Genomic DNA, 24416 nt, shown 5'->3' with positions numbered 1-24416 from the left:
CCCACTTTACAGAACGTTTTCCGGGGAGTTGCGGGTGCAGATTCAGGGTCATTACGAGCTTAAGTTCGAAGCGGTGCGAGAGGCGTTCGCTGCGCTGTTCGACGATCCCCAGGAGCGTGGCGCAGCGTTGTGCGTTCAGGTTGGTGGCGAAACCGTCCTCGATCTGTGGGCCGGCACTGCCGACAAGGACGGGGCCGAGGCCTGGCACAGCGACACCATCGCCAACCTGTTCTCCTGCACCAAGACTTTTACCGCTGTCACCGCGCTGCAACTGGTGGCCGAAGGCAAGCTGCAACTGGATGCCCCGGTCGCGCGCTACTGGCCTGAGTTCGCCGCCGCCGGCAAAGAGTCCGTCACCCTGCGACAATTGCTCTGCCATCAGGCCGGCCTTCCGGCATTGCGCGAGTTACTGGCCCCCGAAGCCCTTTACGACTGGCAAACCATGGTCGACGCCCTGGCCGCCGAAACGCCATGGTGGACGCCGGGCGAAGGCCACGGTTACGCGGCGATCACCTATGGCTGGCTGGTCGGTGAATTGCTGCGCCGTGCCGACGGTCGTGGACCGGGGGAGTCCATCGTCGCGCGGGTCGCCAAGCCGTTGGGCCTGGACTTCCATGTCGGCCTGGCCGACGAAGAGTTCCATCGCGTGGCCCACATTGCGCGGGGCAAGGGCAATGTCGGCGATGCGGCCGCCCAGCGCCTGCTGCAAGTGACCATGCGTGAGCCAACGGCCATGACGACCCGGGCGTTCACCAACCCGCCGTCGATCATGACCAGCACCAACAAACCCGAGTGGCGACGCATGCAGCAGCCGGCCGCCAATGGCCATGGCAATGCCCGCAGCCTGGCCGGCTTCTATGCAGGCCTGCTCGATGGCAGCTTGCTGGAAAGCGAAATGCTCGATGAACTGACCCGCGAGCACAGCCTCGGCGAGGACAAGACTTTACTGACCCAGACCCGTTTCGGCCTGGGTTGCATGCTCGATCAACCGGACGTTGCCAATGCCACCTTCGGCCTTGGTCCGCGGGCGTTTGGTCATCCCGGTGCCGGCGGTTCCATCGGTTTTGCCGACCCGGAGCACGATGTGGCTTTCGGATTTGTGACAAATACCCTGGGGCCGTACGTCTTGATGGATCCGCGTGCACAAAAGCTGGTGCGGGTTCTGGCCACTTGTCTGTAAAAACGACTATCGGGTGTCAGGGCTGGAACCCGATAGCCATTCCAGTTTCAAACCGTCTGCTTCTACCGGCCAATCTGGCCTGATTTTTTTGACTTCATTTTTGTGGATATCCAATGTCATCCAATAAAACCCTCGCCTTGGCCCTGTGCTTTGCTATTACCGGTTGCGCACAGACTCCACAGAAAGATGCGACGGCGCCTGTCGCCAAGACTGAAAGCGGCAGCCACTGGTACTGGCCGTTCGGCTCCGACGACAGCACCGGCAAGCCCGTGGCCAAGCCGGAGGTGAAACCTGCAGTCAAGCCCGTTGCGGTGGCCAAGGCCGAAACCGATAGCGGCAGCAAGTGGTGGTGGCCGTTCGGCGGCAGCAAGCAGAGCGCCGCCAAAGCTGTGCCGATGCCAGATCCAAAAGTCACCCAGGCCTGGCTTGACGACTACGAACCGCGCCTGCGCGAGGCGGTCAAGGGCAGCAACATGCAACTCGAGCGCCGCGAAAACGTGCTGGTGGTGACGACCCCGGTCGAAGGCTCGTTCAACCCTGATCGTCCGGCCATGCTGCTGCCGGTCACACTCGGTCCGTTTACCCGCATTGCCAAAATCCTTGAAGCCGATCCACAGACCGCGGTCCTGATTCTCGGCCACAGCGATACGTCCGGTGCGGCGTCTGCCAACGTCAAGCTGAGCCAGGAACGTGCCCAGGCCGTCGCGGCGATTTTCCGTCTCAGTGGTTTGCAGCGTGATCGCCTGATGCTGCGTGGCCTGGGCGGTGATGCGCCGCGCGCCGCCAACGACAGCGCGGAAGGGCGTGCGTTGAACCGTCGCGTGGAGCTGCTGGTGACCCCGCAAAACACCATGGTCGCACTGCTGAGCAAGTACAACATGCCGGCGCCGGCCCCTGTGACCAAGGTCACTGCCGCTGACGTCAAGCCGGTCGCCAAGCCTGTGACACCGGCCCCGGCTGCGAAAAAAGCGACCGTCCCGACCACGAAAAAAGCGCCAGCGAAAAAAGCACCGGCCAAGAAATCACCTGCGAAAACCGCAACGCCGGCGAAAAAGACCACGCCAGCCAAAGCCTCCGCGGCTGACAAGAAAGGCGCCGCCACCGATACTGCAAAGCAGTGATTCGTTAACCAAAAGGAATGCGCCATGACCCAGGGCCTGGCTGATATGCGTCGTGACTACACCCGTGATGGCCTGACCGAGGCACAAGCCCCGGCCGAGCCGTTTGCGCTGTTCCACCAGTGGTTCGCCGACGCGGTGAAAACCGAGCAGGCGCCGGTGGAAGCCAACGCCATGACCCTGGCCACCGTCGACCAGGACGGTCGACCGCACTGTCGCATTCTGTTGCTCAAGGGCCTGGACGAACAAGGCTTCACCTTTTTCACCAACTACGACAGCGCCAAGGGCCAGCACCTGGCCGCGAATCCGTTCGCGGCCATGACGTTTTTCTGGCCGGCGCTGGAGCGCCAGGTGCGCATCGAAGGGCGGGTGGTGAAGGTCACGCCTGAGGAGTCCGACGCCTATTATCAGGTCCGTCCGCTGGGCAGTCGCCTGGGGGCCTGGGCATCGCCGCAGAGCCGTGTGATCGCCGATCGTGGCGAGCTCGAAACGCTGCTCAAGGACACCGAGCACCGTTTCAGCGACACCCAGCCGCATTGCCCTGAACACTGGGGTGGTTATCGCCTGCTGCCGGAGCGCATTGAATTCTGGCAGGGCCGCCCAAGCCGCCTGCATGACCGCCTCAATTACCGCCAGCAGGGCACCGGCTGGATTCTTGAACGTCTGGCCCCCTGAGCAGTTTACCTACCGGGATAGCCTGCCGCAGCGGCCTCTAGCCACTTCGGCAGGTCTCGACGCTTGATCTTCTGCACCTGAGCGCTCGCCAACTGTTCGAGCATGAAGGCTTTTTTCAGCTCGTCCTTGCCCGCCAGCGCTAGCGCCAGGTCGCGGTCCATCCAGCGTTTGATCCGTACGTACAACCACCCGTGGAAGTACAGACCAGCGACGGTAGTAACGAAAATGATAAAGTAGTCCATGAAAATCCTTGGCCAGTGGGGCAGTTTTCCGATTTTGCCGCTACTGTGTGAGTTCGTGGAGGCGCCTTAACGGAGCCTGAATCAAACCAATTTTACCCGGGCGGTGCCGTGACAGGCGTCAAGCTGCGGAGTTTAATGAATATCTGTTTCTTTGGAGTTGATGCTATGCGTAAGTCTGTTCTGCTGGTTGCTTCCTTTTCCACGATGGCGATGTTGCTCACTGGTTGCCAATCGAACCTGACCGGTGACTCCTACTCCCGTGACGAGGCGCGTCGTGTGCAGACCGTTCGCATGGGCACCATCGAAGCATTGCGTCCGGTGAAAATCGAAGGCACCAAAACCCCGATCGGCGGCGCTGCAGGCGCAGTGGTCGGCGGCGTTGGCGGCAGCTCCATCGGTGGTGGCAAAGGCAGCGTCGTTGCTGCCGTCATCGGTGCTGTGGCCGGCGGTCTGCTCGGTTCGGCCGCTGAAGAAGGCCTGACCCGCACCCAGGGCGTGGAAATCACCGTGCGCGAAGACGATGGCAGCATGCGCGCCTACGTTCAGGAAGTTCAGCCGAACGAGGTGTTCCGTGTTGGCGAGCGTGTGCGCATCGCCAGTGTGAATGGCACCAGCCGCGTTTCGCACTAAGCGCAAACACCGGATAAACAAAAAACCCGATCAGGTGACTGATCGGGTTTTTTGTTTTTGGCTGAGGTGAGTCTTGATTGGCGCCAGGCGTTATCGCGGTTTATCAGGATGCCAGGCTGGAGTTCTTACGGCTCGCCATCGCCGTCACCCCATAACCGATCAGCGCGGCCAGAATCGAACCGGTCAGGATCCCCATGCGGTCCATCCCGGCGAAATCACTCACGCCCGGCTCAAAGGCCAGCGAGCCGACAAACAGGCTCATGGTGAAGCCGATGCCGCAGAGAATCGCCACGCCCAGAATCTGGCCCCAATTGGCGCCTTGGGGCAGAGCGGCGATACCGGTTTTCACGGCCAGCCAGGTCAGGCCGAAGACACCGACGGTCTTGCCCAGCAACAGCCCGATGGCGATGCCCATGGGGACGTGGTGAGTGAAGCTTTCGACGGTGACACCGCTCAGGGACAGTCCGGCATTGGCAAAGGCGAACAGCGGCAGGATGCCGTAGGCGACCCACGGGTGCAGGGCGTGTTCCAGGGTCAGCAATGGCGAGGGCTCGGCATTTTTCGTGCTCAGCGGAATGCAGAAAGCCAGGGTTACACCGGCCAGGGTGGCGTGGACACCGCTCTTGAGCACGCAGACCCAGAGAATCAAGCCAATGATCATGTAGGGCCCGAGCTTGACCACGCCGAGCCGGTTCATCCCGATCAGCGCGGCAATACAGGCCGCGGCCAGCGCCAGGGACAGGGTCGACAGCGCACCGGAATAGAAGATCGCAATGATGATGATCGCGCCGAGGTCGTCGATGATCGCCAGGGTCATCAGGAACAGTTTCAGCGAGACCGGAACGCGTTTGCCCAGCAGCGCCAGCACGCCAAGGGCGAAGGCGATGTCGGTAGCGGTCGGGATTGCCCAGCCGTTGAGGGCCGGTGGCGTGTCGCGATTGAGGTACCAGTAGATCAGCGCTGGCACTACCATGCCACCAATCGCCGCCGCGCCAGGCAGGACGATTTGCGACGGTTTGGACAACTGGCCGTCGAGGACTTCGCGCTTCACTTCCAGGCCAATCAGCAGGAAAAACAGCGCCATCAGGCCGTCGTTGATCCACAGCAGCAACGGCTTGGCGATTTTAAGCGCGCCGATCTGCGCCACCACGGGGGTGTCCAGCAGGCCGTTGTACAGCCACGACAGCGGCGAGTTGTTGATGATTAGAGCCAGAACGGCAGCGGCGATCAGTAACAGACCGCTGGCAGCTTCCAACTGAAAGAAACGCGTGAAAGTGCTACGCAGAGGCAAGGTCGCTCTCCATCCGTGAATTCAAAAGGTGTTACACCCTAACAAGTACTGTTAGTTGTTAAAACAAAAGTTATATTCTTTTTTGTTATATGCCGTTACAGAGTGAACCGCCAGTACCGAGCAGAGCCTAGCAGTTGCCGGGCGTATTGGACCTCAGCTGTACCTGTGCTGGATGTAGGTTTTTTCCTAAGCTTGTTGGATGAGCCTCGATAAAAGGCCGACTCCTGCCCGATTCAACGAGAAAACCATCATGAGCGACAACCGACAGTGGTCCCGCGAAGCGATCCGGATCATCGAAGCCGATTTCCAGCGCAGCGCCGACACCCACTTGATCCCCTTGCCGCTGCCGGGATTTCCAGGCATCGAGTTGTACTTCAAGGATGAATCCAGCCACCCCACGGGCAGTCTCAAGCACCGACTGGCCCGTTCGCTGTTCCTGTACGCGCTGTGTAATGGCTGGCTCAAGCCAGGAGCGCCGGTCATTGAGGCTTCCAGCGGTTCCACGGCGATTTCCGAAGCGTACTTCGCGCGCATGCTGGGCTTGCCGTTCATTGCGGTGATGCCGGCGACTACCTCGAAAGAAAAGATCGCGCAAATCGCCTTCTATGGCGGCCAAAGCCACCTGGTGGACGATCCGACCCAGATCTACGCAGAGTCTGAACGACTGGCCCGCGAACACGACGGGCACTTCATTGACCAGTTCACCTACGCCGAGCGCGCCACCGACTGGCGGGCGAACAACAACATTGCCGAGTCGATCTTTCATCAGATGCGTTTCGAGCAGCATCCCGAGCCGAGCTGGCTGATTTCCAGTCCCGGTACCGGGGGCACCACGGCCACCCTGGGCCGATACGTGCGTTATCGCCAGTATTGCACCCGCGTGCTGTGTGCCGATGCCGAGCGTTCGGTGTTCTTCGATTACTACCAGACCGGCGATGCCAGCCTGCGACTGGACCACGGCTCGCGGATCGAAGGTATCGGCCGGCCGCGTGTGGAGGCGTCGTTTCTGCCCAAGGTGATCGACGCGATGGTCAAGGTGCCGGATGCCTTGTCACTGGCGGCCATGCACTACCTGGCGGAGCGTTTGGGACGCCATGTGGGCGGGTCGAGCGGGACCAACCTGATCGGCGCGCTGATGGCCGCTCAACACATGAAGGCGCAGGGGGAGACGGGGTCGATGGTGGCGATTCTGTGTGACAGCGGCGAGCGCTACGCCACAACCTATTACGATCAGGATTGGCTCAAGGCTCAGGGATATGAGTTGAGTGGTTTGATGGCTGCGGTAGCGGCGACGGTGGAGCGGGGTGAGGCGCTGCCGGCTAGCGTGTTGCGCGCCAATATCTGACACAAATGAAAAGATCGCAGCCTTCGGCAGCTCCTACAGGGAATGGTGTAAATCCTGTAGGAGCTGCTGAAGGCTGCGATCTTTTGCTTTAAGGCTTAAGCCTCCAGGCCGAGGATGTCCCGAGCCACCGCCTCTGCAATCCGAATCCCGTCAACACCCGCCGACAGAATCCCGCCCGCATAACCGGCACCCTCACCGGCCGGGAACAAGCCTTTCACGTTCAGGCTCTGCAACGACTCGTTGCGGGTAATGCGCAGCGGTGAGGAGGTACGGGTCTCGATGCCGGTCAACACCGCGTCGTGCAGCGAGTAACCACGAATCTGCTTTTCGAACGCCGGCAAGGCTTCGCGAATCGCTTCGATGGCGAACGCCGGCAGTGCCAACGCCAGGTCACCCAGGGCAACGCCCGGCTTGTAGGACGGCTCGACGCTGCCCAGTTCGGTGGACGGTTTGCCCGCGATAAAATCGCCGACCAGTTGCGCCGGGGCTTCGTAGTTGCTGCCGCCCAGCACAAAGGCGTGGGATTCCAGGCGTTCCTGCAACTCGATACCGGCCAGGGGGCCGCCCGGATAATCGACTTCCGGGGTGATGCCGACGACGATACCGGAGTTGGCATTGCGCTCGTTACGCGAGTACTGGCTCATGCCGTTGGTGACCACGCGGTTCGGCTCGGAAGTCGCTGCCACCACAGTGCCGCCCGGGCACATGCAGAAGCTGTAGACCGAACGGCCGTTCTTGGCGTGGTGCACCAGTTTGTAGTCGGCGGCGCCCAGTTTCGGGTGGCCGGCGTACTTGCCCAGGCGCGCACGGTCGATCAGCGACTGCGGGTGCTCGATGCGGAAACCCACCGAGAACGGCTTGGCTTCCATGAACACGCCACGACCGTGGAGCATGCGGAAAGTGTCGCGGGCGCTGTGGCCAAGGGCCAGGATCACGTGTTTCGAATGGATCTGTTCGCCGCCATTGAGTTCGACGCCGACCAGTTGCCCGTCTTCGATCAGCACGTCGGTGACACGCTGCTGGAAGCGCACTTCACCGCCCAGGGCGCGAATCTGCTCCCGCATGTTTTCCACCACGCCGGTCAGACGGAACGTACCGATGTGCGGCTTGCTGACGTAGAGGATTTCTTCCGGGGCACCGGCCTTGACGAATTCGTGCAGGACTTTACGACCGAGGAATTTCGGGTCCTTGATCTGGCTGTAGAGCTTGCCGTCGGAGAATGTCCCTGCGCCGCCTTCACCGAACTGCACGTTGGATTCCGGGTTGAGCACGCTTTTGCGCCACAGGCCCCAAGTGTCCTTGGTGCGCTGGCGTACTTCGGTGCCGCGTTCGAGGATGATCGGCTTGAAGCCCATTTGCGCCAGCAGCAGCCCGGCGAAAATCCCGCACGGGCCGAAGCCGACGACGATCGGCCGCGCGCTCAGGTCGGCCGGTGCCTGGCCTACCGCTTTGTAGCTGACATCAGGCGCCACGTTGACGTTACGGTCATCGGCAAACTTGTGCAGGACCAAAGCCTCATCGCGAACTTCAAGGTCGATGGTGTAGATGAAGCACAGCTCGGAGGACTTTTTTCGCGCATCGTAGCTGCGCTTGAACAAGGTGAAATCGAGCAGGTCATCGCTGGCAAGCCCTAAGCGCTGCACGATGGCAGGGCGCAGGTCTTCTTCGGGATGGTCGATCGGCAACTTGAGTTCGGTGATTCGTAACATGGCAGGATCCGGTTCGCGGGGCGCACAACTGCGCCAGGGCGTTTGAAGCCCGCGATTATAAGCCCCAAAGGCAATGCCCAGTGAGGCAAAAACCGCCTCTCGTCGAATCAGTCGTCGCGCGAGCCGCCGAAATACCCGCATCCACGCTGGACCTGGCCGTCAACGCGCAGCTCGGCACTCATGTGCTGGATGCTGCCAGTGCTGCTGTCGACGCAACGTTGCGGCGCAACCCACAGTTCGATGTGTTGGTTATTGGCTTCGGTGCTGAGGTTGAAACGGCCATCGCCCAGTTGCTCTTCCACGTAGGGCACGGCGAGGGGAGGCTGGCCGGCGCGGTCAATGACCATGCCTTTGCCGCTGACCTTGACGTTCCATTCCGGCGTATGGCCGGCGGCGCGCAGGATCAGCAGGTTGAAGTTCGGATCGTCGCACGCGGTGCCTGAGCGCTCGACACGGTACAACTGCTCCAGATCGACCTGGCCGTCACCACCGCTGCCGGCCACAACCCGCCCACGCACGTCGGCAAACAGTTTGCCCTGCTTGTCCGCCAGGTTTGCCGCCTGCTGCAGGACGCTGGTACCACCCGTGTCGTTGACCACATAGCGGTTTGCCTGGTTGCACGGCTGGAACAGCAGCTTGCCGTCCGCCGCGGTCAGCTGGCCTTGCATGCGTGTCTGGCCGACGTGGGAGTCGCTCTGCCGTTCACCCTCGAACAACTGGCAAGCGGCGAACAGCGGAAGCAGGGCAACGAGGACTAGGGAACGGGCAACACGCATCTTGGGGTCTCCTGACAAGTGTCGCCACGTTACTCAGGCTGACCGTTCATCACAACCCGTTATTGCCTCCACTATGTACAGGCACTGTCACAACCTGTGTGCTTCGGTCTTCAGATGTGAAAGGTCTGACCGGTCTGCAACCCTTCCACGCTCTTGGCGTAGGCCAATGCAACATCCGCTGCAGGAACCGGCTTGAAGCCACGGAAGTACGGCGCGTATTTGCCCATGGCTTCCACCAGCACGTTCGGACTGATCGAATTCACCCGCAGACCGCGCGGCAGTTCGATGGCGGCGGCGCGGACGAAGCTGTCCAACGCTCCGTTGACCAAGGCTGCCGACGCGCCGCTGTAAATCGGATCGTGACTGAGCACGCCAGTGGTGAAGGTGAACGATGCGCCGTCATTGGCGAACTCGCGGCCGATCAACAGCAGGTTGACCTGGCCCATGAGTTTATCTTTCAGGCCCAGGGTAAAGCTCTCCTCGGTCATCTCATTGAGCGGTGCGAAGGTCACGTTGCCGGCGGCACACACCAGTGCATCGAATTTGCCGGTCTGCTCGAACAGTTTGCGAATCGAGGTGCTGTCGCTGATGTCCACCTGAAAATCGCCGCTGTTACGGCCAATCCGGATGATTTCGTGGCGTTGCGACAGTTCCTTGTCGACTGCCGAACCGATGGTGCCGTTTGCGCCGATCAAAAGAATTTTCATGGGGGCTGATCCTCGTATGGGTTGAACGAGGTATCAGTTTAGGGTGGTTTTTTCCGTAGATAAGCGCACTAATAGGCAACCTTTGGTTTTCAAATGGAAACAATCCATGAGCGAGATGGATGACCTGGCCGCGTTCGCCGTATTGATCGAAGCGGGAAGTTTCACCCTGGCGGCGCAGCAGCTCGGTTGTAGCAAAGGCCAGCTGTCCAAGCGCATCAGCCAGCTAGAAGCGCAGTTTTCCGTGGTGCTGTTGCAACGTACCACCCGCCGCTTGAGCCTGACCGCCGCCGGTGCTGCGTTGTTGCCCCAGGCACAGGCGCTGGTGGTGCAAGTCGAGCGGGCGCGTCAGGCCCTGGCGCGTCTGAAGGACGACATGGCCGGTCCGGTGCGGATGACGGTGCCGGTGTCGCTCGGGGAAACCTTCTTCGATGGGTTGTTGCTGGAGTTCTCCGCCAAATACCCTCAGGTGCAGATTGAGCTGGAACTCAACAACAGCTACCGCGAACTGTCCCGCGACGGCTTCGATCTGGCGATTCGTTCTGACGTGGCGATTGACCAGCGACTGGTGGCGCGTCCGTTGCTGGCGTGGCAAGAACTGACCTGTGCCAGTCCGGCTTATCTGGAACAATACGGTGAGCCGCAAACGCCCCAGGCGCTGGCCGAACATCGCTGCCTGCTCAACAGCCATTACAGCGGCCGCGAAGAATGGCTGTATCACCAGCAGCATGAATTGTTGCGGGTGCGGGTGTCGGGGCCGTTCGCCAGCAACCACTACAACCTGTTGAAGAAAGCCGCACTGGTTGGTGCCGGTATTGCGCGCCTGCCGTCCTACTGTTTGCCAACGGAGCTGGCGGACGGGCGTTTGCGATGGCTGCTGCGCGATTATCAGACCCGCAGCATGCCGATGTATCTGGTGCATCCGTATCAGGGCGGTTTGCCCAAGCGCACGCAGGTACTGGCGGATTATTTGATTGGGTGGTTCAAGCGCAGTGGGGAGGTGCTGGATCGGTTGTAATGACCCCCTGTAGGAGCGAGCTTGCTCGCGAAGAACGTATAGACACCACGTTCATCCAGCCAGCCACCGTCATCGTTAACGTCCATCGCGAGCTCGCTCCTACAAGGGGTCTCATGGCGGGCATAAAAAAACGGCCCGAAGGCCGTTTTCTGTTTACCGCAATGGCTCAACCGCCGAGGTACGCTTCGCGCACTTTCGGGTCGGTCAGCAGTGCTTCGCCGGTGCCTTGCATCACCACCCGGCCGTTCTCCAGCACGTAGGCGCGGTCAGCGATTTTCAGCGCCTGGTTGGCGTTCTGCTCGACCAGGAACACTGTCACACCGTCCTTGCGCAGCTGTTCGATGATGTCGAAGATCTGCTGGATGATGATCGGTGCCAGGCCCAGGGAAGGCTCGTCGAGCAGCAACAGCTTGGGCTTGCTCATCAGCGCACGGCCGATGGCGAGCATTTGCTGTTCGCCACCGGACATGGTGCCGCCACGCTGGGCGAAGCGTTCTTTCAGGCGTGGGAAAAGTCCGAGGACCTTGTCCATCTGTTCCTGATAATCGCCCTTGTCGGTGAAGAAACCACCCATGGAGAGGTTTTCTTCCACGGTCAGGCGGGAAAACACCCGACGACCTTCCGGTACCACGGCGATGCTCTTGCGCATGATCTGCGAGGAGTCCTGACCGACCAGTTCCTCACCCATGTAGCGGATGCTGCCGCTGTGGGCCTGCGGCGAACCGCAGAGCGTCATCAGCAGGGTCGACTTGCCGGCACCGTTGGCGCCGATCAGGGTCACGATCTCGCCCTGACGGACTTCGACGTTGACGCTGTGCAGGGCCTGGATCTTGCCGTAGAAGGTGGAAACGTTTTCGAACTGCAGCATTTACGCTTCCCCCAGGTAGGCTTTGATCACTTCAGGATTGTCGCGGATCTGTTCCGGCGTGCCGTTGGCCAGGGGGGTGCCCTGGTTGATCACGACGATGTGGTCGGAAATGCTCATGACCAGTTTCATGTCGTGTTCGATCAGCAGCACGGTGACGTTGTGCTCCTCACGCAGCACACTGATCAGCGCCTTGAGGTCTTCGGTTTCCTTTGGGTTCAGGCCGGCGGCCGGTTCGTCGAGCATGAGGATCCGCGGACGGGTCATCATGCAGCGGGCGATTTCCAGGCGACGTTGCTGACCGTAGGCCAGGGTGCCGGCCGGACGGTTGGCGAACTCCTTGAGGTGAACCTTTTCCAGCCAGTACTCGGCGTACTCCATGGCCTCGCGTTCGCTTCTGCGAAATGACGGAGTCTTGAACAGGCCGGACAGGAAGTTGGTGTTCAAGTGACGGTGCTGGGCGATCAAGAGGTTCTCGACCGCGGTCATGTCCTTGAACAGCCGCACGTTCTGGAAAGTACGCACCACGCCCTTGAGGGCGATCTTGTGGCCGGGCAGGCCCTCGATGGCCTCACCGTCCAGCAGGATGCTGCCGCCGCTCGGCTTGTAGAAGCCGGTCAGGCAGTTGAACACGGTGGTCTTGCCGGCGCCGTTGGGGCCGATCAGTGCCACGACCTGCTTTTCCTTCACGCTCAGGGCTACGCCGTTGACCGCCAGCAAACCGCCAAAGCGCATGCTCAGATTTTCTACTTTAAGGATCTCGCGGCTCATTTACGCAGCTCCATGTGAGGACGTTGCATGGGCAGCAGACCTTGAGGACGCCAGATCATCATCAGCACCATCAAGGCACCGAACATCAACATGCGGTATTCGCTGAAGTCACGCATCAGCTCGGGCAACAGAATCATTACGACGGCCGCGAGGACCACGCCCAATTGCGAGCCCATGCCGCCCAGCACCACGATGGCGAGGATGGTGGCCGATTCGATGAAGGTAAATGACTCCGGCGTCACCAGACCCTGACGTGCAGCGAAGAAGCTACCGGCAAATCCGGCGAAGCAGGCGCCCAGGGTGAAGGCCGACAGCTTGATCACGGTCGGGTTCAGGCCCAAGGCACGGCAGGCGATTTCGTCTTCACGCAAGGCTTCCCAGGCACGGCCGATCGGCATACGCAGCAGACGGTTGATCACGAACAGCGCGAACAGCGCCAGCAACAGCGCCACCAGGTAGAGGAATACCACCTTGCTGACCGGGTTGTAAGTCAGGCCGAAGTACTCGTGGAAGGTCTGCATGCCTTCGGCGGCCGTTCTATCGAAGCTCAGACCGAACAGCGACGGTTTGGGGATGTTGCTGATGCCGTTCGGTCCGCCCGTGAGGTCTGTCAGGTTACGCAGGAACAGACGGATGATCTCACCGAAGCCCAGGGTCACGATCGCCAGATAGTCACCGCGCAGACGCAGCACCGGGAAGCCCAGCAGGAAGCCGAACGTCGCAGACATCAGTCCGGCGATGGGCAGGCAGATCCAGAAGCTCAGGCCGTAGTAGTGCGACAGCAGCGCATAGCTGTAGGCGCCCACCGCGTAGAAACCGACGTAGCCCAGGTCGAGCAACCCCGCCAGGCCGACCACGATGTTCAGGCCCAGACCGAGCAGTACATAGATCAGAATCAGCGTGGCGATATCCACCGCACCGCGCGAGCCGAAGAACGGCCACACCAGAGCGACCACGATCAACCCCATGATGATCCAGCGTTGGGTGCTGGGCAGGGTCATGAAGTGGCTGACCTTCGGCGAAACCAGCGAGCCTTTCGGCGCTGACTTCATCATGGTGCTCCACTGCTTGTCGAACAGCACCCGCAGGAACATCAGCACCGAGCTGGCGGTGATGATGAACAGCGTGGAGGTACTGGCACCCAGTACTTCGAGGTTGATGCCGGCGATGGACAGTTTCAGACCGAGTACCGGATAGGCCACGGCCCAGACCAGCAGGGCGCTGAACAGCGCTTGTTTAAGATTCCTAGTCATACTTTCTCAATCTCCGGACGCCCCAACAGGCCGGTTGGCCGGAATAACAACACCAGAACCAGAAGGCCGAAAGCCACCACGTCCTTGTACTGGTCACCGAATATATCGGCGCCGAATGCTTCGGCCACCCCCAGCACCAGACCACCGAGCATGGCGCCCGGAATGCTGCCGATGCCACCCAGTACCGCCGCGGTAAAGGCCTTGAGGCCCACCAGGAATCCGGCGTTCGGGTTGATCACGCCATACTGCATGCTGAGCAATACAGCCGCCACGGCCGCCAGGGCGGCACCAATGACGAAGGTCAGGGCGATGATGTTGTTGGTGTTGATGCCCAGCAGGTTGGCCATCTTGATGTCTTCGGCACAGGCCCGGCAGGCACGTCCCAAGCGTGAACGCGAGATGAACTGGGTGAGGCAGAGCATCACCACCAGGGTCACCACGAACACCAGGATCTGCATGTAGGAAATCAGCACTTCCTGTGCTCCGCCCGGACCGAAACTGAAGCTGCCCGGAATCAGGTTGGGGATCGATTTGTCCTTGGAGTCCTGCGAGAGCAGTACGGAGTTTTGCAGGAAGATCGACATGCCGATGGCCGAGATCAGCGGGATCAGGCGGTTACTGCCCCGCAGGGGGCGGTAGGCGATCCGTTCGATGCTGTAGCCGTAGGCACTGGTTACAACGATGGTCGCCAGGAATGCGGCGGTCATCAACAGTGGCAGAGAATGGATACCCAGCATGGCCAGTCCGGCAAGGACGATGAAGGCCACGTAGGAGCCGATCATGTAGACCTCGCCATGGGCGAAGTTGATCATTCCAATAATGCCGTAAACCATTGTGTAGCCAATGGCAATCAGGGCATAGGTGCTGCCAATGGTCAGACCATTAACCAGCTGTTGGAAGAAGTGATAGATCTCAGGCATTACAACGCTCCTAAAAACCTGATACGCATTTCACTGGTGGAGTCATGTTCCGGCCCGGGCTGTGTGGTCTGTAGCCACCTTCGCACGAGCGTTTGCCAGCGAACCGCTGGTGACGGTTTTAAGATTTTCAGGTAAGTCAGCTCCCGGATCGCGGGACTCTGACCTATTAACCTCGTAAAACAAAGCCCACGGCTTGCGCAGTGGGCTCTATTACTTATGGAGCCAGTTTACTGAGGCGAAACTTCAGTCTTTGGTTTACCGAAATGCCACTGATAAACCACGAACTTGAAGTCCTTCAGGTCGCCCTTTTCGTCGAACGACAGGTCGCCGGTCGGAGTCTTGAAGGTGCCTTTGTGAATGGCTTCAGCCACCTTGGCGGTGTCTTCGCTCTTCGCTGCCTTGATGCCTTCGGCGATCACTTCGACAGCCGAGTAGGCCGGGAACACGAACGGGCCGGTCGGGTCCTGTTTCTTGGCGGCGAACGCCTCAACCAGCGCCTTGTTGGACGGGTCCTGGTCGAAAGACTTCGGCAGGGTCACCAACAGGCCTTCGGAAGCGTCCTGGGCGATTTGCGAGATGGAGTCGTTGCCCACACCTTCAGGCCCCATGAACTTGGCGTTCAGGCCCTTTTCCTTGGATTGACGCAGGATCAGGCCCAGTTCCGGGTGGTAGCCGCCGTAGTAGACGAAGTCGACGTTGGCTTGCTTGAGCTTCTGGATGATCGAGGAGAAGTCCTTGTCACCAGCGTTGAGGCCTTCGAACACGGCAACCTTGACGCCTTTGCCTTCGAGGGTTTTCTTCACGGAAGTGGCGATGCCTTCACCGTATTGCTGTTTGTCGTGCAGCACAGCAACGATTTTCGGTTTTACGTGGTTGGCGATGTAGTTACCGGCAGCAGGGCCCTGGGCGCTGTCCAGGCCGATGGTGCGGAACACCATTTTGTAACCACGTGCAGTGATGTCCGGGCTGGTGGCAGCCGGGGTGATCATGATCACGCCTTCGTCTTCGTAGATGTCCGAAGCCGGTTGAGTGGAGCTGGAGCAGAGGTGACCGACAACGAATTTCACACCATCGTTGACCACTTTGTTGGCGACGGCCACGGCTTGTTTAGGGTCGCACGCGTCGTCGTATTCCTTGGCTTCGAGCATCTTTCCGTCGACGCCGCCCTTGGCGTTGATCTGCTCGATGGCCATCTTGGCACCGATGAACTGCATGTCGCCGTATTGAGTGACCGGGCCGGTTTTAGGGCCTGCGATGCCGATCTTGATGGTGTCAGCTGCGAACGAATGGCTGGCAACCCCGGCCAGAACCATAGCGGCAAACAGTTTGGAAATCTGCTTAGTAGCCTTAGTCATAGTGCTCCACTCTTACTGTTGTAGTTTTTATAGTCCTGGCGCCGATGGCAGCAGAACCGGGTCAGATATCCACGACATCCCCCCGGAAATGCCCCCCGGCAACTGTACCGGTACAGTGTAGAGCGCCGATTGTCAGCCTGGGAAGGCGGCGCCGGGGGGCAAAACCTGCGGGTGTCGCTTTATTGAAAGAAAAAGACAGAATTGCGGCGGGGGTGTTGAAGGGCTTATAGCCGGATTCAGTGCATTCCCTGGCTTTACTGCGCTTTTCATTTCGGTCACTCAATTGCATCCGGGTTTTTCTGCCAGACCAGCGACGTTATCATTCGCGTCGATTTCTTTTCCGGACAGTCCCATGAATCAAGAACCTAGCACCCTCTATGCCAAGCTGCTTGGTGAAACCGCATCTATTACCTGGAAAGAGCTGGAGCCGTTCTTCGCCAAGGGTGCCCTATTGTGGGTCGATCCCGGCCTGGATTTGATCGCCGCCGCCGAGGCCGTGGCCCAGGATGAAGGGGAGAAAGTGGCCGCCTGGCTGGCTGCTGACAAACTCGCCAAGCTCTCTGAAACGCGGGCGCTGGATCTTTTTGAACGTGATCCACAGTTGTGGGCTGTGGTTGTTTCGCCGTGGATTCTGGTCCAGGAAAGGGCGCAGGCTTAAAAGGTTGCACCTTATTGGTGCGCTCCTTTCAGGGGTAAAAGTGTGTAGCCGGGTAGCGTGATGGCATGTTGCCGTGGAGAAAGGCCACAGCTTCACGGTGACGTAAACGTAACGGGAACAGTTGAGAGGGCAACTGAACGGCTGCTCAATTGTTTCTGGATGTGGATAAAAGAAAAAGATCGCAGCCTGCGGCAGCTCCTACAGGGCCAGGTGTACGCCCGTAGGAGCTGCCGCAGGCTGCGATCTTTTCAGGTTTAAGCCGTCTTGCCCGTATGGTTGTTCAACGAAATGACCTTGGTCTTGCCAATGCGGTGACGGTAGATCTCGCGCAGGTACTTGATCGCTTTCTTCACACAGTCGCGCGACAGGCGGATGTCGTTGATCGAGACGAATTTTTCCTTGTCGTTGATCAGCTCACGGTACTTCTTTTCATACATCGGTTTGATCGCGTACCAGTTGGTATCGAGGATCTTCGCCGGGTTCTCGAATTCGTTGAGCAAGTCGTCGATGCGGCCTTCGTCGAATTCCTCCTGGACGATGAAGTCCAGGATCGAGTTGTCCAGGGTTTCATCGAAACGGTAGGCAGACTTCGCAAAGCAGCGCTTGATGAAGGCCACGATCAGTGTCAGGAAGTCGTCCGACAGGCACGGGCTCTTGGCGATCAGGGTGGTCAGCGACAGGTTGGCCGAGGCACCGATCACCAGCGCGTAGCGCTTGAGCGTGGTGTTGGGGAACAGGCTGTTGAGGTGAGTCTTCAACCGGTTCAAATCCATATAGGACAGCTTGTAGTCCTTCGGCAAGGAAACGATCGACACCACCGACGAGCAATTCTTGAAGAAGTGCAGGTCGTGCAGGGCCGCCGCGTCGTAACCCGAGTTCTTGTACTGCTCCAGCGACGCGCGATAGCGTTTGGACTCGATCGGTAACAGGCTGATGCCTTCGATGGCCTGGGTGACCTTGTTGAAGTGCGGCAGGTCGATCGAACGGAAGAACAGGTCATCGATGTTCAGACGCTGCGGCTCTTTCTCGAACACCTTGAATTTGTCGCTGCTCGGCGGCGGGGTTTCCGGCACTACGGACTCTGCGTAGGCAATCGCCACCGGGCCGGCCAGGCTCATGAACAGGTCGTTGGCGTCCAGGCGGATGGTTTCGCCGATGTCGATGCCGGCGCGACGGAAATAGTTCTGGTCGTAGTCGGTGGTCACCGCCTGCGCCGTCAGAATGTTGAAGATCTGCTGTGAGATGTATTGGTTGGCATGCTTTTCCATGGCATTGACATCAATGTTCTGGATATTGCCGTCATCGTTCTCTTCGGCGTAACGCATGATGTCGTTGGAGATCAGCATCATCGCGTTCCATGGGCGGATGCGGCCCATGACGCTGGCTTCGCTGCTGTCTTCGTTGGCGAAGTTGTAGGAGAAGTCCCACTCTTCCGACAGGTACTTGCACAGCAGGCGGCCGGCATTGATGTGCAGCGCCTCGGACATTTCACTGCGGTGGTCGGAAATGTTCGGCAGTACACAGATGCCACTGGTGAAGATCGGTTCGAAGACGAAGGCGTGGCCGCTCTTGCTGTCGTGCTCGTCCATCGGTTTGGTGTCGAACGTCTTGTTCATGTACGAGTGCTGCTGGGCCAGGCCGAATTCCGAGGCCATGCCCGAGCCGGTACCGCCGCCGGCACTGAAGATCGAGAAATACAGGCGCGACTGGTTGGCCTTGATGCCGCAGCTGTCGATCAGGTACGAGTGAATCATTTTCCAGTCAGGGCTGGAGAAACGCTGGGTGTCCTTGTTCAGGATGATCTTGGCCAGGTACTGACCGAGGATCGGCGCGTTACCGGCGCCACCGGCGTGGACTTCCGACAAGTCCATGATTTTCATCTTGCTGTAGTCGCGCAGGAAGCCGCTTTTTTCGCCCTTGCGCGAGAAACGGATGCGTCCGGCGATGTCCTTGTCCAGGTCGCCGAGCATCACCAGCGGCTCGACCAGAAACACCGGCTTGGTGTTTTTGTTCTGGCCCAGGCGCAGGTTGTTGCGGATCCACTGGGCCGGGCTGTAGCCCTTTTCGGCAAAACGCTTGTCCGGCGACAGGCGATCTTCGTTGTTGAATTCGTTGAGGTAGAACTTGCGGGCGTTGTACACCAGCTCCGCCACGTCCAGCGCAATGTTCGAGCCGCAGCGGCCCAGGCCGATCAGGCACACCGACGGGAATTCCTGATCGTTGTGCTGTTCGCTGTCGCCTTCCAGGTGCGGAGCGCGCGGGAACACCATGTCGCGCAGGCCGTCGAGGTTGTCGAGGATGCGGTCGGTGTTGGTTTCGGTGAAGTACAGGTATTGCTGGGTCGCCAGCGGGCGGGAGTGAGTCAATGGCTTCGGTGATGACGGGCTCTTGGCCGCGGGGCTCAACGTCAGATCGGTTACCGCAGTGGCCGGGTTGTTTTTAGAAGTCATTGTTCGCCATCTACCTGGGCTGATTGGTTGGCCGACTCACTGTCGTCACTCGGAGTGAATCCTTTCCTAAGTCATGATGAATCGGCCAATATTTGGCGATCTTTAATCAAAAGGAGGCTAAATGATGTCAATGCTACCTTCGCTGGGATTTGCCGGGATCGGCCTGATGGGGCTGCCGATGTGCCGGCGCCTGTTGGCCGCGGGTTATCCGCTGGCGGTATGGAATCGCAATCCGGAGAAGTGCAAGCCGCTGGTGGAGGCAGGCGCACGCCAGGTCGCCAGCCCCGCCGAACTGTGCCAGCACGCGGACGTGGTGATGTTGTGCCTGGCGGATACGTCGGTCGTACGCGAGGTCGTGTTTGGTCCGGCAGGCATTGCGGAGGGAGCAGGAAAAGGCCAGTTACTGGTGGACCTTTCCAGCCTGGAGCCCAACGCCACGCGGGAAATGGCCGCAGAACTCGCCGGTAAAACCGGCATGGGCTGGCTCGACACGCCGGTGTCCGGCGGTGTGGTCGGCGCTGAAGCCGGGAGCCTGGCGATCATGGTGGGTGGCGAGTTACAGGATCTGGATCGGGTTCGTCCCGTTCTGCTGAACCTGGGGCAGCGTGTGACGCACATGGGCGGCATCGGGGCAGGGCAGGTGACCAAGGCGTGCAACCAGATGATCGTCGCCTGCAATGCCTTGGTGATTGCCGAAGTGGTCGCGTTGGCGGAACGTTCCGGGGTTGATGTCAGCCAGATCGCCGAAGCGCTGGCCGGCGGCTTTGCCGATTCGAAACCCTTGCAGATCCTGGCCCCACAGATGGCGGAAAACCGTTTCGAGCCGGTCAAGTGGCACGTGCGCACGTTGCTCAAGGATCTGGATACCGCGGTGAAGTTTTCCCGTGAGCAAGGCTCGGCGACACCGATCAGCGGTCTGGCCGCGCAGTTGATGCGCCTGCATGGCAGTCAGGGCTTCCTTGAAAAGGACCCGTCTACATTAGTGCAGATGTACCGTGAGCCAGGCTCAACGTCGTGACGGTACAGGTGTGCTTGCGCTGGTTGATTTCGTTCAGCACCGGATGCAGCTCGGCCAGTGGCACCGGCCGACTGAGCAAATAGCCCTGAGCGAAGTCACAGCCATGGTTTTCCAGGAACTGATATTGCTCGAAGGTTTCGACCCCTTCGGTGACCACTTGCAGGTGCAGGGTATGGGCCATGACGATGATCGCCTGGACAATTTCCATGTCTTGGGTGGCCTTGGGGATGTCCTGGATGAACGAGCGGTCGATTTTCAGTGTGTTGAGCGGCAAGCGCTTGAGGTAGGCCAAGGATGAATAGCCGGTGCCGAAGTCATCGATCGACAGCGACACGCCGAGGGCACGAATCTGTCGCAGCAACATCAGTGTGTTGGCGATATTGCCCATCAAGGCGTTTTCCGTGACTTCCAGTTCCAGCCGGTGGGGCTCCACACCGGCGGCTCGCAATGCGTACTCGATTTCATCGGCCAGTTCTACGCGCGCCAGGCTCAGGGGCGAGCAATTCACGGCGATCTTGAGGTCTACACAACCCTGGCGCGACAGCTCGCCCAGATCCTCGCAGGCCTTGCGCAGCACCCAGTTGTCCAGTTCGGCGATCAGGCCGTTGGCCTCGGCGATGGCGATAAAACGATCCGGCACGAGGAAACCATGGACCGGGTGTTGCCAGCGAATCAAGGCTTCGAGCTTGCTGACCTGACCGGTCTTGAGGTCATAGATCGGCTGGTAATAGAGCATCAAGCCAGTGTCTTCACGCAAGGCATGGCGCAGTTCTTCTTCCAGTTGCAGTTCCAGTGTGGCGCGGGTTTTCAGGTTGGCGCTGAAAAAGCTCAGGCCGTTGCGGCCGCCGCCCTTGGACTGATACAGCGCCAGGTCGGCGTTTTTCAGCAGTTCCTCACAAGTCTTGCCGTCCTCCGGAAACAGGCTGATGCCGATGCTGGTGGTCATGACCATGCGCCTGCCGGCCAGTTCGATGGGCTCCTTCATTTTCAACATGATGCGTTGGGCCATCTGCCGCGCCTCTTCACGATCATGCAGGTCGATGAGCAGGCAGAACTCGTCGCCGCCGAAGCGCGCGACCACATCCTCATGACTGCGAATCGAACTCTTGATGTGCCCGGCAAGCACTTTGAGCAGTTCGTCACCGGCATCGTGGCCAAGGCTGTCGTTGATCCGCTTGAAATGGTCGATGTCCAGGAACATGACCGCCAGCATCCCGCCTTTACTGGATTTCTCGATGAGTTTTTCGGCGAAGACCTGGTTGAATCCGCGGCGGTTGATCAGGTTGGTCAACGCGTCGTAGTGCGCCACCTGTTGCAGCGACATGCGCGCCTGGTCCAGCTGGCTGAGCAGGGAGTTGACCCGTTGCAGGTCGTGGTCCTTGCGTTGCAGTTTCTTGTCCGCCAGCGCCGCGCTGATGCTGCTGCCGATGATCAGCAGGGTCATGACCGCCACGGTCAGTGCCAGTTGCAGTTGGCTGTTTTCGCCGGTTTGCGCTGGCAGGCTGCCTTCGGGCAGCACCAGGTTGAAGGCAGCCATGGCCGTGAGGTGCATACTGAGGATGCCAGCCCCGAGCAACAGGCTGGCGCAGTATTTGATGAGCTGATGCAGCATGCCGGCGCCGTCGCGCAGATACCATGCCAGTAACAAGGCTGCCAGCGCGGCACCGATCGCAATCACGATGGACAGGGCGAACAGGCCCGGATGGTAATAGACCGAGGCATTGGAGTGCATGGCCGTCATGCCCACGTAATGCATGGTCGCGATACCCAGGCCGATCCCGATCGATGACATGAGGCACTGTCGCAAACTCAGCTCGGGAAGGCTGAGGGTATGCATGGCCAGCCACGCGGCAAGCAGTGCGATGGTTAGCGAGAACACCGTGACAGGCAGTTGGTAGTGAAGATCGATAGGCGCCTGGAATGCCAGCATCCCGACGAAGTGCATGGCCCAGATACTGCCGGCCAGGCATCCGCTGCCAACCCAGCGCCAGAGTGTCTGGGAAGCGGATTTTTCAGCGTGAGCAACCCGTTCGGCGATGTCCAGTGTCGCGAAGCTGCCGACACAGGCGACCAGATAAGCCAGCAGCACCAGAAAAGGGTCATGTGTGCAATTAAGTACGACCTGCCCACTCTCTGGTAGCTCGGTAATGAAATGCAAACCAAGCCACTCCATAGCATGCCCCCATCGTTATCCCTCAAGCCGGCGCAAGGAGCGTCGGCGAATGTCCTGGAGTATAGAGGGCATGGGTAGGGCGCAAGCGGTAGTGGCACATTGCTTTCAATGTTTTTGGCATTAGCCTAATAGCGACTAGTGCTAATGCTCAGGCGATTTGCTTCTGAGGCGTCTCGAATGCGGGTTGCAGGGCCGGCAAGCCGAAAGCGGCACGGGCCGCGTCGCAATCGGGATTGGCCACGCCATCGACCCACGAAGCGTCGAATTCCCGGCAGGTGCTGGAGCGTTTTTCGTAAATCGAGCACTGCACCGTACTGCCCACGTCTCCCACCAGGCTGGTGCAGCGTACGGGTTTGCAGCCGGTGCCGAGCATCGCGACCCGACTGGGGCTGATCTGCTCGACAAGCTCATCGGGTACCGTCCCCCCGGACGAGGCGCATTCACCCCAGAAAAATGACACGCGAAAATGAGAACAGCAGGCACCGCAATTCAGACACGGACTGGCTTCGGGCATGGGCGATTATCGTAAGGAGGGTGGAGACACAGGGGGGAATCAAGGCCGTTATTCTAGGCTTCGCCAACGGCTTGGGAAGGGGGGGAGAAAGGTATTTTTCAACGACCGGACGGACTGCGAAATACTCGCCCTGCGAAAGCTCCTACAGGTTGCGTCCCATGGGGGGGTATCAGCCTGGCGAATAATGAAAGACAGGTTTGGCCGGCCTGTCTAGATTGCAAAGTCCGGGGGCAGTGACGCCCCAAAAACAATAAAAGAGACGGACCCATGCAGAACTCGACCCAAGCGGCCAATGCCTGGCGCATCCTGTTCCTGTTGTTCCTGGCCAACCTGTTCAATTTTTTCGACCGCACCATCCCGGCCATCATCATCGAGCCCATTCGCATGGAATGGCACCTCAGTGATTTCCAGTTAGGGATCATCGGGACGGCATTCACCATCGTCTACGCCATTGCCGGCTTGCCGCTGGGGCGCATGGCCGATACCGGTTCGCGCAGCAAGCTGATGGGCTGGGGGCTGGCGGTGTGGAGCGGGTTGACCGCCGTCAACGGTATGGTGGGCAGTTTCTGGAGTTTCCTGATCGTGCGCATGGGCATCGGCATCGGCGAGGCCAGCTACGCGCCAGCCGCCAATTCGCTGATCGGCGACTTGTTCCCGGCGCACCGCCGGGCCCGCGCCATGGGCATCTTCATGCTGGGGCTGCCGTTGGGGCTGTTGCTGGCGTTCTTCACCATCGGCGCGATGGTCAAGGCCTTCGACAGTTGGCGTGCGCCGTTCTTTATTGCGGCGGTGCCCGGGCTGATCCTCGCGATCTTCATGTTTTTCATCAAGGAACCGAAACGCGGCGCCGCCGAGAGCGTTCAGGTGTCGCAGGAAAAGATCGATCAGCCGATCCGTCGGGTATTGGCTGTGCCAACCTTTCTGTGGCTGGTGATGGCCGGCCTGTGTTTCAACTTCGCCACCTATGCCTGCAACTCGTTTCTGGTGCCGATGCTGCAACGGTACTTTCTCATGCCGTTGCAGGATGCCGCGGTCGCCACCGGAGTTATTGTCGGTGTGACCGGGTTGGTCGGCCTGACCCTCGGTGGCTGGATCGCGGACAAGATTCACCAGCGGATTGCCAACGGGCGGCTGTTGTTTGCGGCCTTCAGCCTGATGATTTCGACGGTCTGCACCGCGTGGGCGCTGCATTCCGGGCGCATCGAGATCGGTGTGTTTGTTGCGGTGTTTAGCCTGGGTTGGTTGTTCGCCTACAACTTCTACACCTGCGTGTACACGGCGATACAGGATGTGGTCGAGCCGAGGTTGCGGGCGACGGCGATGGCGCTGTTCTTTGCCGGGCTGTATCTGTTGGGCGGCGGTTTGGGGCCGGTGGTGGTCGGGGCCTTGTCGGATCACTTTGCCCACACGGCGATGCTCGAGGCAGGTGCGGAACAGATGACTGAGGCGTTTAAAGCGGTTGGCCTGCATGACGCGATGTACCTGATTCCGGTGGCGCTGTTGTTCACCGTGGTGTTTCTGTTCCTGGCTTCGCGGTGTTTCGTGCGCGATGCCAAGCGGATGAAGGAAGGGTTGGTTGGCGTGGTCGAGCCAGAGGTTGCAGCGGCGACTGCATGATTGCTATCGCCAGCAGGCTGGCTCCCACATTGGATCTCCAGTGTGAACACAACCCCTGTGGGAGCTAGCCTGCTAGCGATGAGGCCATCGGCATCACCACAAAAGTCAGATAAAAAGAAGGCCCGCATCACTGC

General features: G+C 59.8%; 22 protein-coding genes. 9 read left to right on the top strand and 13 right to left on the bottom strand.

Translation table 11 applies throughout. The annotated features are described in order from the left end of the window. Nucleotides 1–34 precede the first annotated feature (34 nt). From AC1DKH_RS07910 to pdxH, 3 genes are all read left to right on the top strand, one after another. Nucleotides 35–1180, top strand: a complete 1146-nt coding sequence (locus AC1DKH_RS07910; RefSeq protein ID WP_477797895.1) for a serine hydrolase domain-containing protein — start codon at nt 35–37, stop codon at nt 1178–1180. 113 nt (nt 1181–1293) lie between these two features. After that, the gene (locus AC1DKH_RS07905) at nt 1294–2301 is read left to right on the top strand and encodes an OmpA family protein (protein WP_477752966.1); all 1008 of its coding nucleotides are present in this window, start codon (nt 1294–1296) and stop codon (nt 2299–2301) included. Between the two features lie 24 nt (nt 2302–2325). Beyond that, nucleotides 2326–2973: a pyridoxamine 5'-phosphate oxidase gene (gene pdxH, locus AC1DKH_RS07900; RefSeq protein WP_477797894.1), complete on the top strand. Its 648-nt coding sequence runs from the start codon at nt 2326–2328 to the stop codon at nt 2971–2973. Nucleotides 2974–2978: 5 nt separating this feature from the next. Here the strand turns inward: pdxH and AC1DKH_RS07895 are convergent, their stop codons facing one another. Next, nucleotides 2979–3215: a hypothetical protein gene (locus tag AC1DKH_RS07895; RefSeq protein ID WP_477797893.1), complete on the bottom strand. Its 237-nt coding sequence runs from the start codon at nt 3213–3215 to the stop codon at nt 2979–2981. A gap of 165 nt (nt 3216–3380) precedes the next feature. Here AC1DKH_RS07895 and AC1DKH_RS07890 point away from each other — a divergent pair, with 165 nt between their 5' ends. Further along, nucleotides 3381–3845, top strand: coding sequence for an outer membrane lipoprotein (locus AC1DKH_RS07890; RefSeq protein ID WP_111281476.1), 465 nt, complete (start codon nt 3381–3383; stop codon nt 3843–3845). Between the two features lie 103 nt (nt 3846–3948). Here the strand turns inward: AC1DKH_RS07890 and nhaA are convergent, their stop codons facing one another. Then, nucleotides 3949–5136, bottom strand: a complete 1188-nt coding sequence (nhaA, locus tag AC1DKH_RS07885; protein WP_477797892.1) for a Na+/H+ antiporter NhaA — start codon at nt 5134–5136, stop codon at nt 3949–3951. A gap of 247 nt (nt 5137–5383) precedes the next feature. On the opposite strand from nhaA, the gene AC1DKH_RS07880 reads away from it, so the two are divergent. After that, nucleotides 5384–6481 (top strand): PLP-dependent cysteine synthase family protein, encoded by a 1098-nt coding sequence (locus AC1DKH_RS07880; protein ID WP_477797928.1) that lies wholly within the window; start codon nt 5384–5386, stop codon nt 6479–6481. Between the two features lie 95 nt (nt 6482–6576). Here AC1DKH_RS07880 and AC1DKH_RS07875 read toward each other — a convergent pair whose 3' ends face one another. From AC1DKH_RS07875 to AC1DKH_RS07865, 3 genes are all read right to left on the bottom strand, one after another. Continuing rightward, nucleotides 6577–8190, bottom strand: coding sequence for an NAD(P)/FAD-dependent oxidoreductase (locus tag AC1DKH_RS07875; protein WP_477797891.1), 1614 nt, complete (start codon nt 8188–8190; stop codon nt 6577–6579). Nucleotides 8191–8297: 107 nt separating this feature from the next. Beyond that, the gene (locus AC1DKH_RS07870; RefSeq protein WP_477797890.1) at nt 8298–8966 is read right to left on the bottom strand and encodes a COG3650 family protein; all 669 of its coding nucleotides are present in this window, start codon (nt 8964–8966) and stop codon (nt 8298–8300) included. A gap of 110 nt (nt 8967–9076) precedes the next feature. Continuing rightward, nucleotides 9077–9673, bottom strand: coding sequence for a short chain dehydrogenase (locus AC1DKH_RS07865; protein ID WP_477752960.1), 597 nt, complete (start codon nt 9671–9673; stop codon nt 9077–9079). Nucleotides 9674–9779: 106 nt separating this feature from the next. Here AC1DKH_RS07865 and AC1DKH_RS07860 point away from each other — a divergent pair, with 106 nt between their 5' ends. Next, nucleotides 9780–10688, top strand: a complete 909-nt coding sequence (locus tag AC1DKH_RS07860) for a LysR family transcriptional regulator (RefSeq protein WP_046041267.1) — start codon at nt 9780–9782, stop codon at nt 10686–10688. A gap of 166 nt (nt 10689–10854) precedes the next feature. On the opposite strand, the gene AC1DKH_RS07855 is transcribed toward AC1DKH_RS07860, so the two are convergent. The 5 genes from AC1DKH_RS07855 to AC1DKH_RS07835 all read right to left on the bottom strand — a co-directional run bounded on the left by AC1DKH_RS07855 (nt 10855) and on the right by AC1DKH_RS07835 (nt 15852). Beyond that, nucleotides 10855–11556 carry an ABC transporter ATP-binding protein gene (locus tag AC1DKH_RS07855; RefSeq protein WP_046043979.1) on the bottom strand — a complete coding sequence of 234 codons (702 nt, stop codon included), beginning with the start codon at nt 11554–11556 and terminating at the stop codon, nt 10855–10857. Continuing rightward, on the bottom strand, nt 11557–12324 hold the full coding sequence (gene livG, locus AC1DKH_RS07850) for a high-affinity branched-chain amino acid ABC transporter ATP-binding protein LivG (RefSeq protein ID WP_116262161.1): 768 nt from the start codon (nt 12322–12324) through the stop codon (nt 11557–11559). After that, nucleotides 12321–13577, bottom strand: a complete 1257-nt coding sequence (locus tag AC1DKH_RS07845; protein WP_310056572.1) for a high-affinity branched-chain amino acid ABC transporter permease LivM — start codon at nt 13575–13577, stop codon at nt 12321–12323. The genes livG and AC1DKH_RS07845 overlap by 4 nt, the downstream gene beginning before the upstream one ends. Beyond that, complete coding sequence (gene livH / locus AC1DKH_RS07840) at nt 13574–14497, bottom strand: high-affinity branched-chain amino acid ABC transporter permease LivH (protein WP_046043982.1); 924 nt, start codon at nt 14495–14497, stop codon at nt 13574–13576. The genes AC1DKH_RS07845 and livH overlap by 4 nt, the downstream gene beginning before the upstream one ends. Nucleotides 14498–14724: 227 nt before the next feature. Beyond that, nucleotides 14725–15852: a branched-chain amino acid ABC transporter substrate-binding protein gene (locus tag AC1DKH_RS07835; RefSeq protein WP_477755256.1), complete on the bottom strand. Its 1128-nt coding sequence runs from the start codon at nt 15850–15852 to the stop codon at nt 14725–14727. A 352-nt stretch (nt 15853–16204) separates the two neighbouring features. Here AC1DKH_RS07835 and AC1DKH_RS07830 point away from each other — a divergent pair, with 352 nt between their 5' ends. Further along, complete coding sequence (locus AC1DKH_RS07830; RefSeq protein WP_046043985.1) at nt 16205–16510, top strand: DUF2288 domain-containing protein; 306 nt, start codon at nt 16205–16207, stop codon at nt 16508–16510. A gap of 254 nt (nt 16511–16764) precedes the next feature. On the opposite strand, the gene AC1DKH_RS07825 is transcribed toward AC1DKH_RS07830, so the two are convergent. Next, nucleotides 16765–18960, bottom strand: coding sequence for a hypothetical protein (locus tag AC1DKH_RS07825; protein ID WP_477797889.1), 2196 nt, complete (start codon nt 18958–18960; stop codon nt 16765–16767). Between the two features lie 121 nt (nt 18961–19081). On the opposite strand from AC1DKH_RS07825, the gene AC1DKH_RS07820 reads away from it, so the two are divergent. Continuing rightward, the gene (locus AC1DKH_RS07820) at nt 19082–19978 is read left to right on the top strand and encodes an NAD(P)-dependent oxidoreductase (protein ID WP_477797888.1); all 897 of its coding nucleotides are present in this window, start codon (nt 19082–19084) and stop codon (nt 19976–19978) included. Here the strand turns inward: AC1DKH_RS07820 and AC1DKH_RS07815 are convergent. Together AC1DKH_RS07815 and AC1DKH_RS07810 are read right to left on the bottom strand one after the other, a co-directional pair. Further along, the gene (locus AC1DKH_RS07815; RefSeq protein ID WP_477763846.1) at nt 19935–22151 is read right to left on the bottom strand and encodes a putative bifunctional diguanylate cyclase/phosphodiesterase; all 2217 of its coding nucleotides are present in this window, start codon (nt 22149–22151) and stop codon (nt 19935–19937) included. The two genes, AC1DKH_RS07820 and AC1DKH_RS07815, sit on opposite strands and share 44 nt — an antisense overlap. Nucleotides 22152–22299: 148 nt before the next feature. Then, nucleotides 22300–22665 (bottom strand): YkgJ family cysteine cluster protein, encoded by a 366-nt coding sequence (locus tag AC1DKH_RS07810; RefSeq protein WP_477797887.1) that lies wholly within the window; start codon nt 22663–22665, stop codon nt 22300–22302. Nucleotides 22666–22932: 267 nt separating this feature from the next. Between AC1DKH_RS07810 and AC1DKH_RS07805 the strand changes: the two genes are divergently transcribed. Next, a complete protein-coding gene (locus tag AC1DKH_RS07805; RefSeq protein WP_477797886.1) occupies nt 22933–24282 on the top strand; it encodes a spinster family MFS transporter in 1350 nt (449 codons plus the stop codon). Nucleotides 24283–24416: the final 134 nt, after the last annotated feature.

The organism is Pseudomonas sp. 05L36 (genome assembly GCF_056398125.1).
The sequence above is the reverse complement of the archived record's forward strand: the minus strand, read 5'-3'. Positions and strand labels throughout refer to the sequence as shown.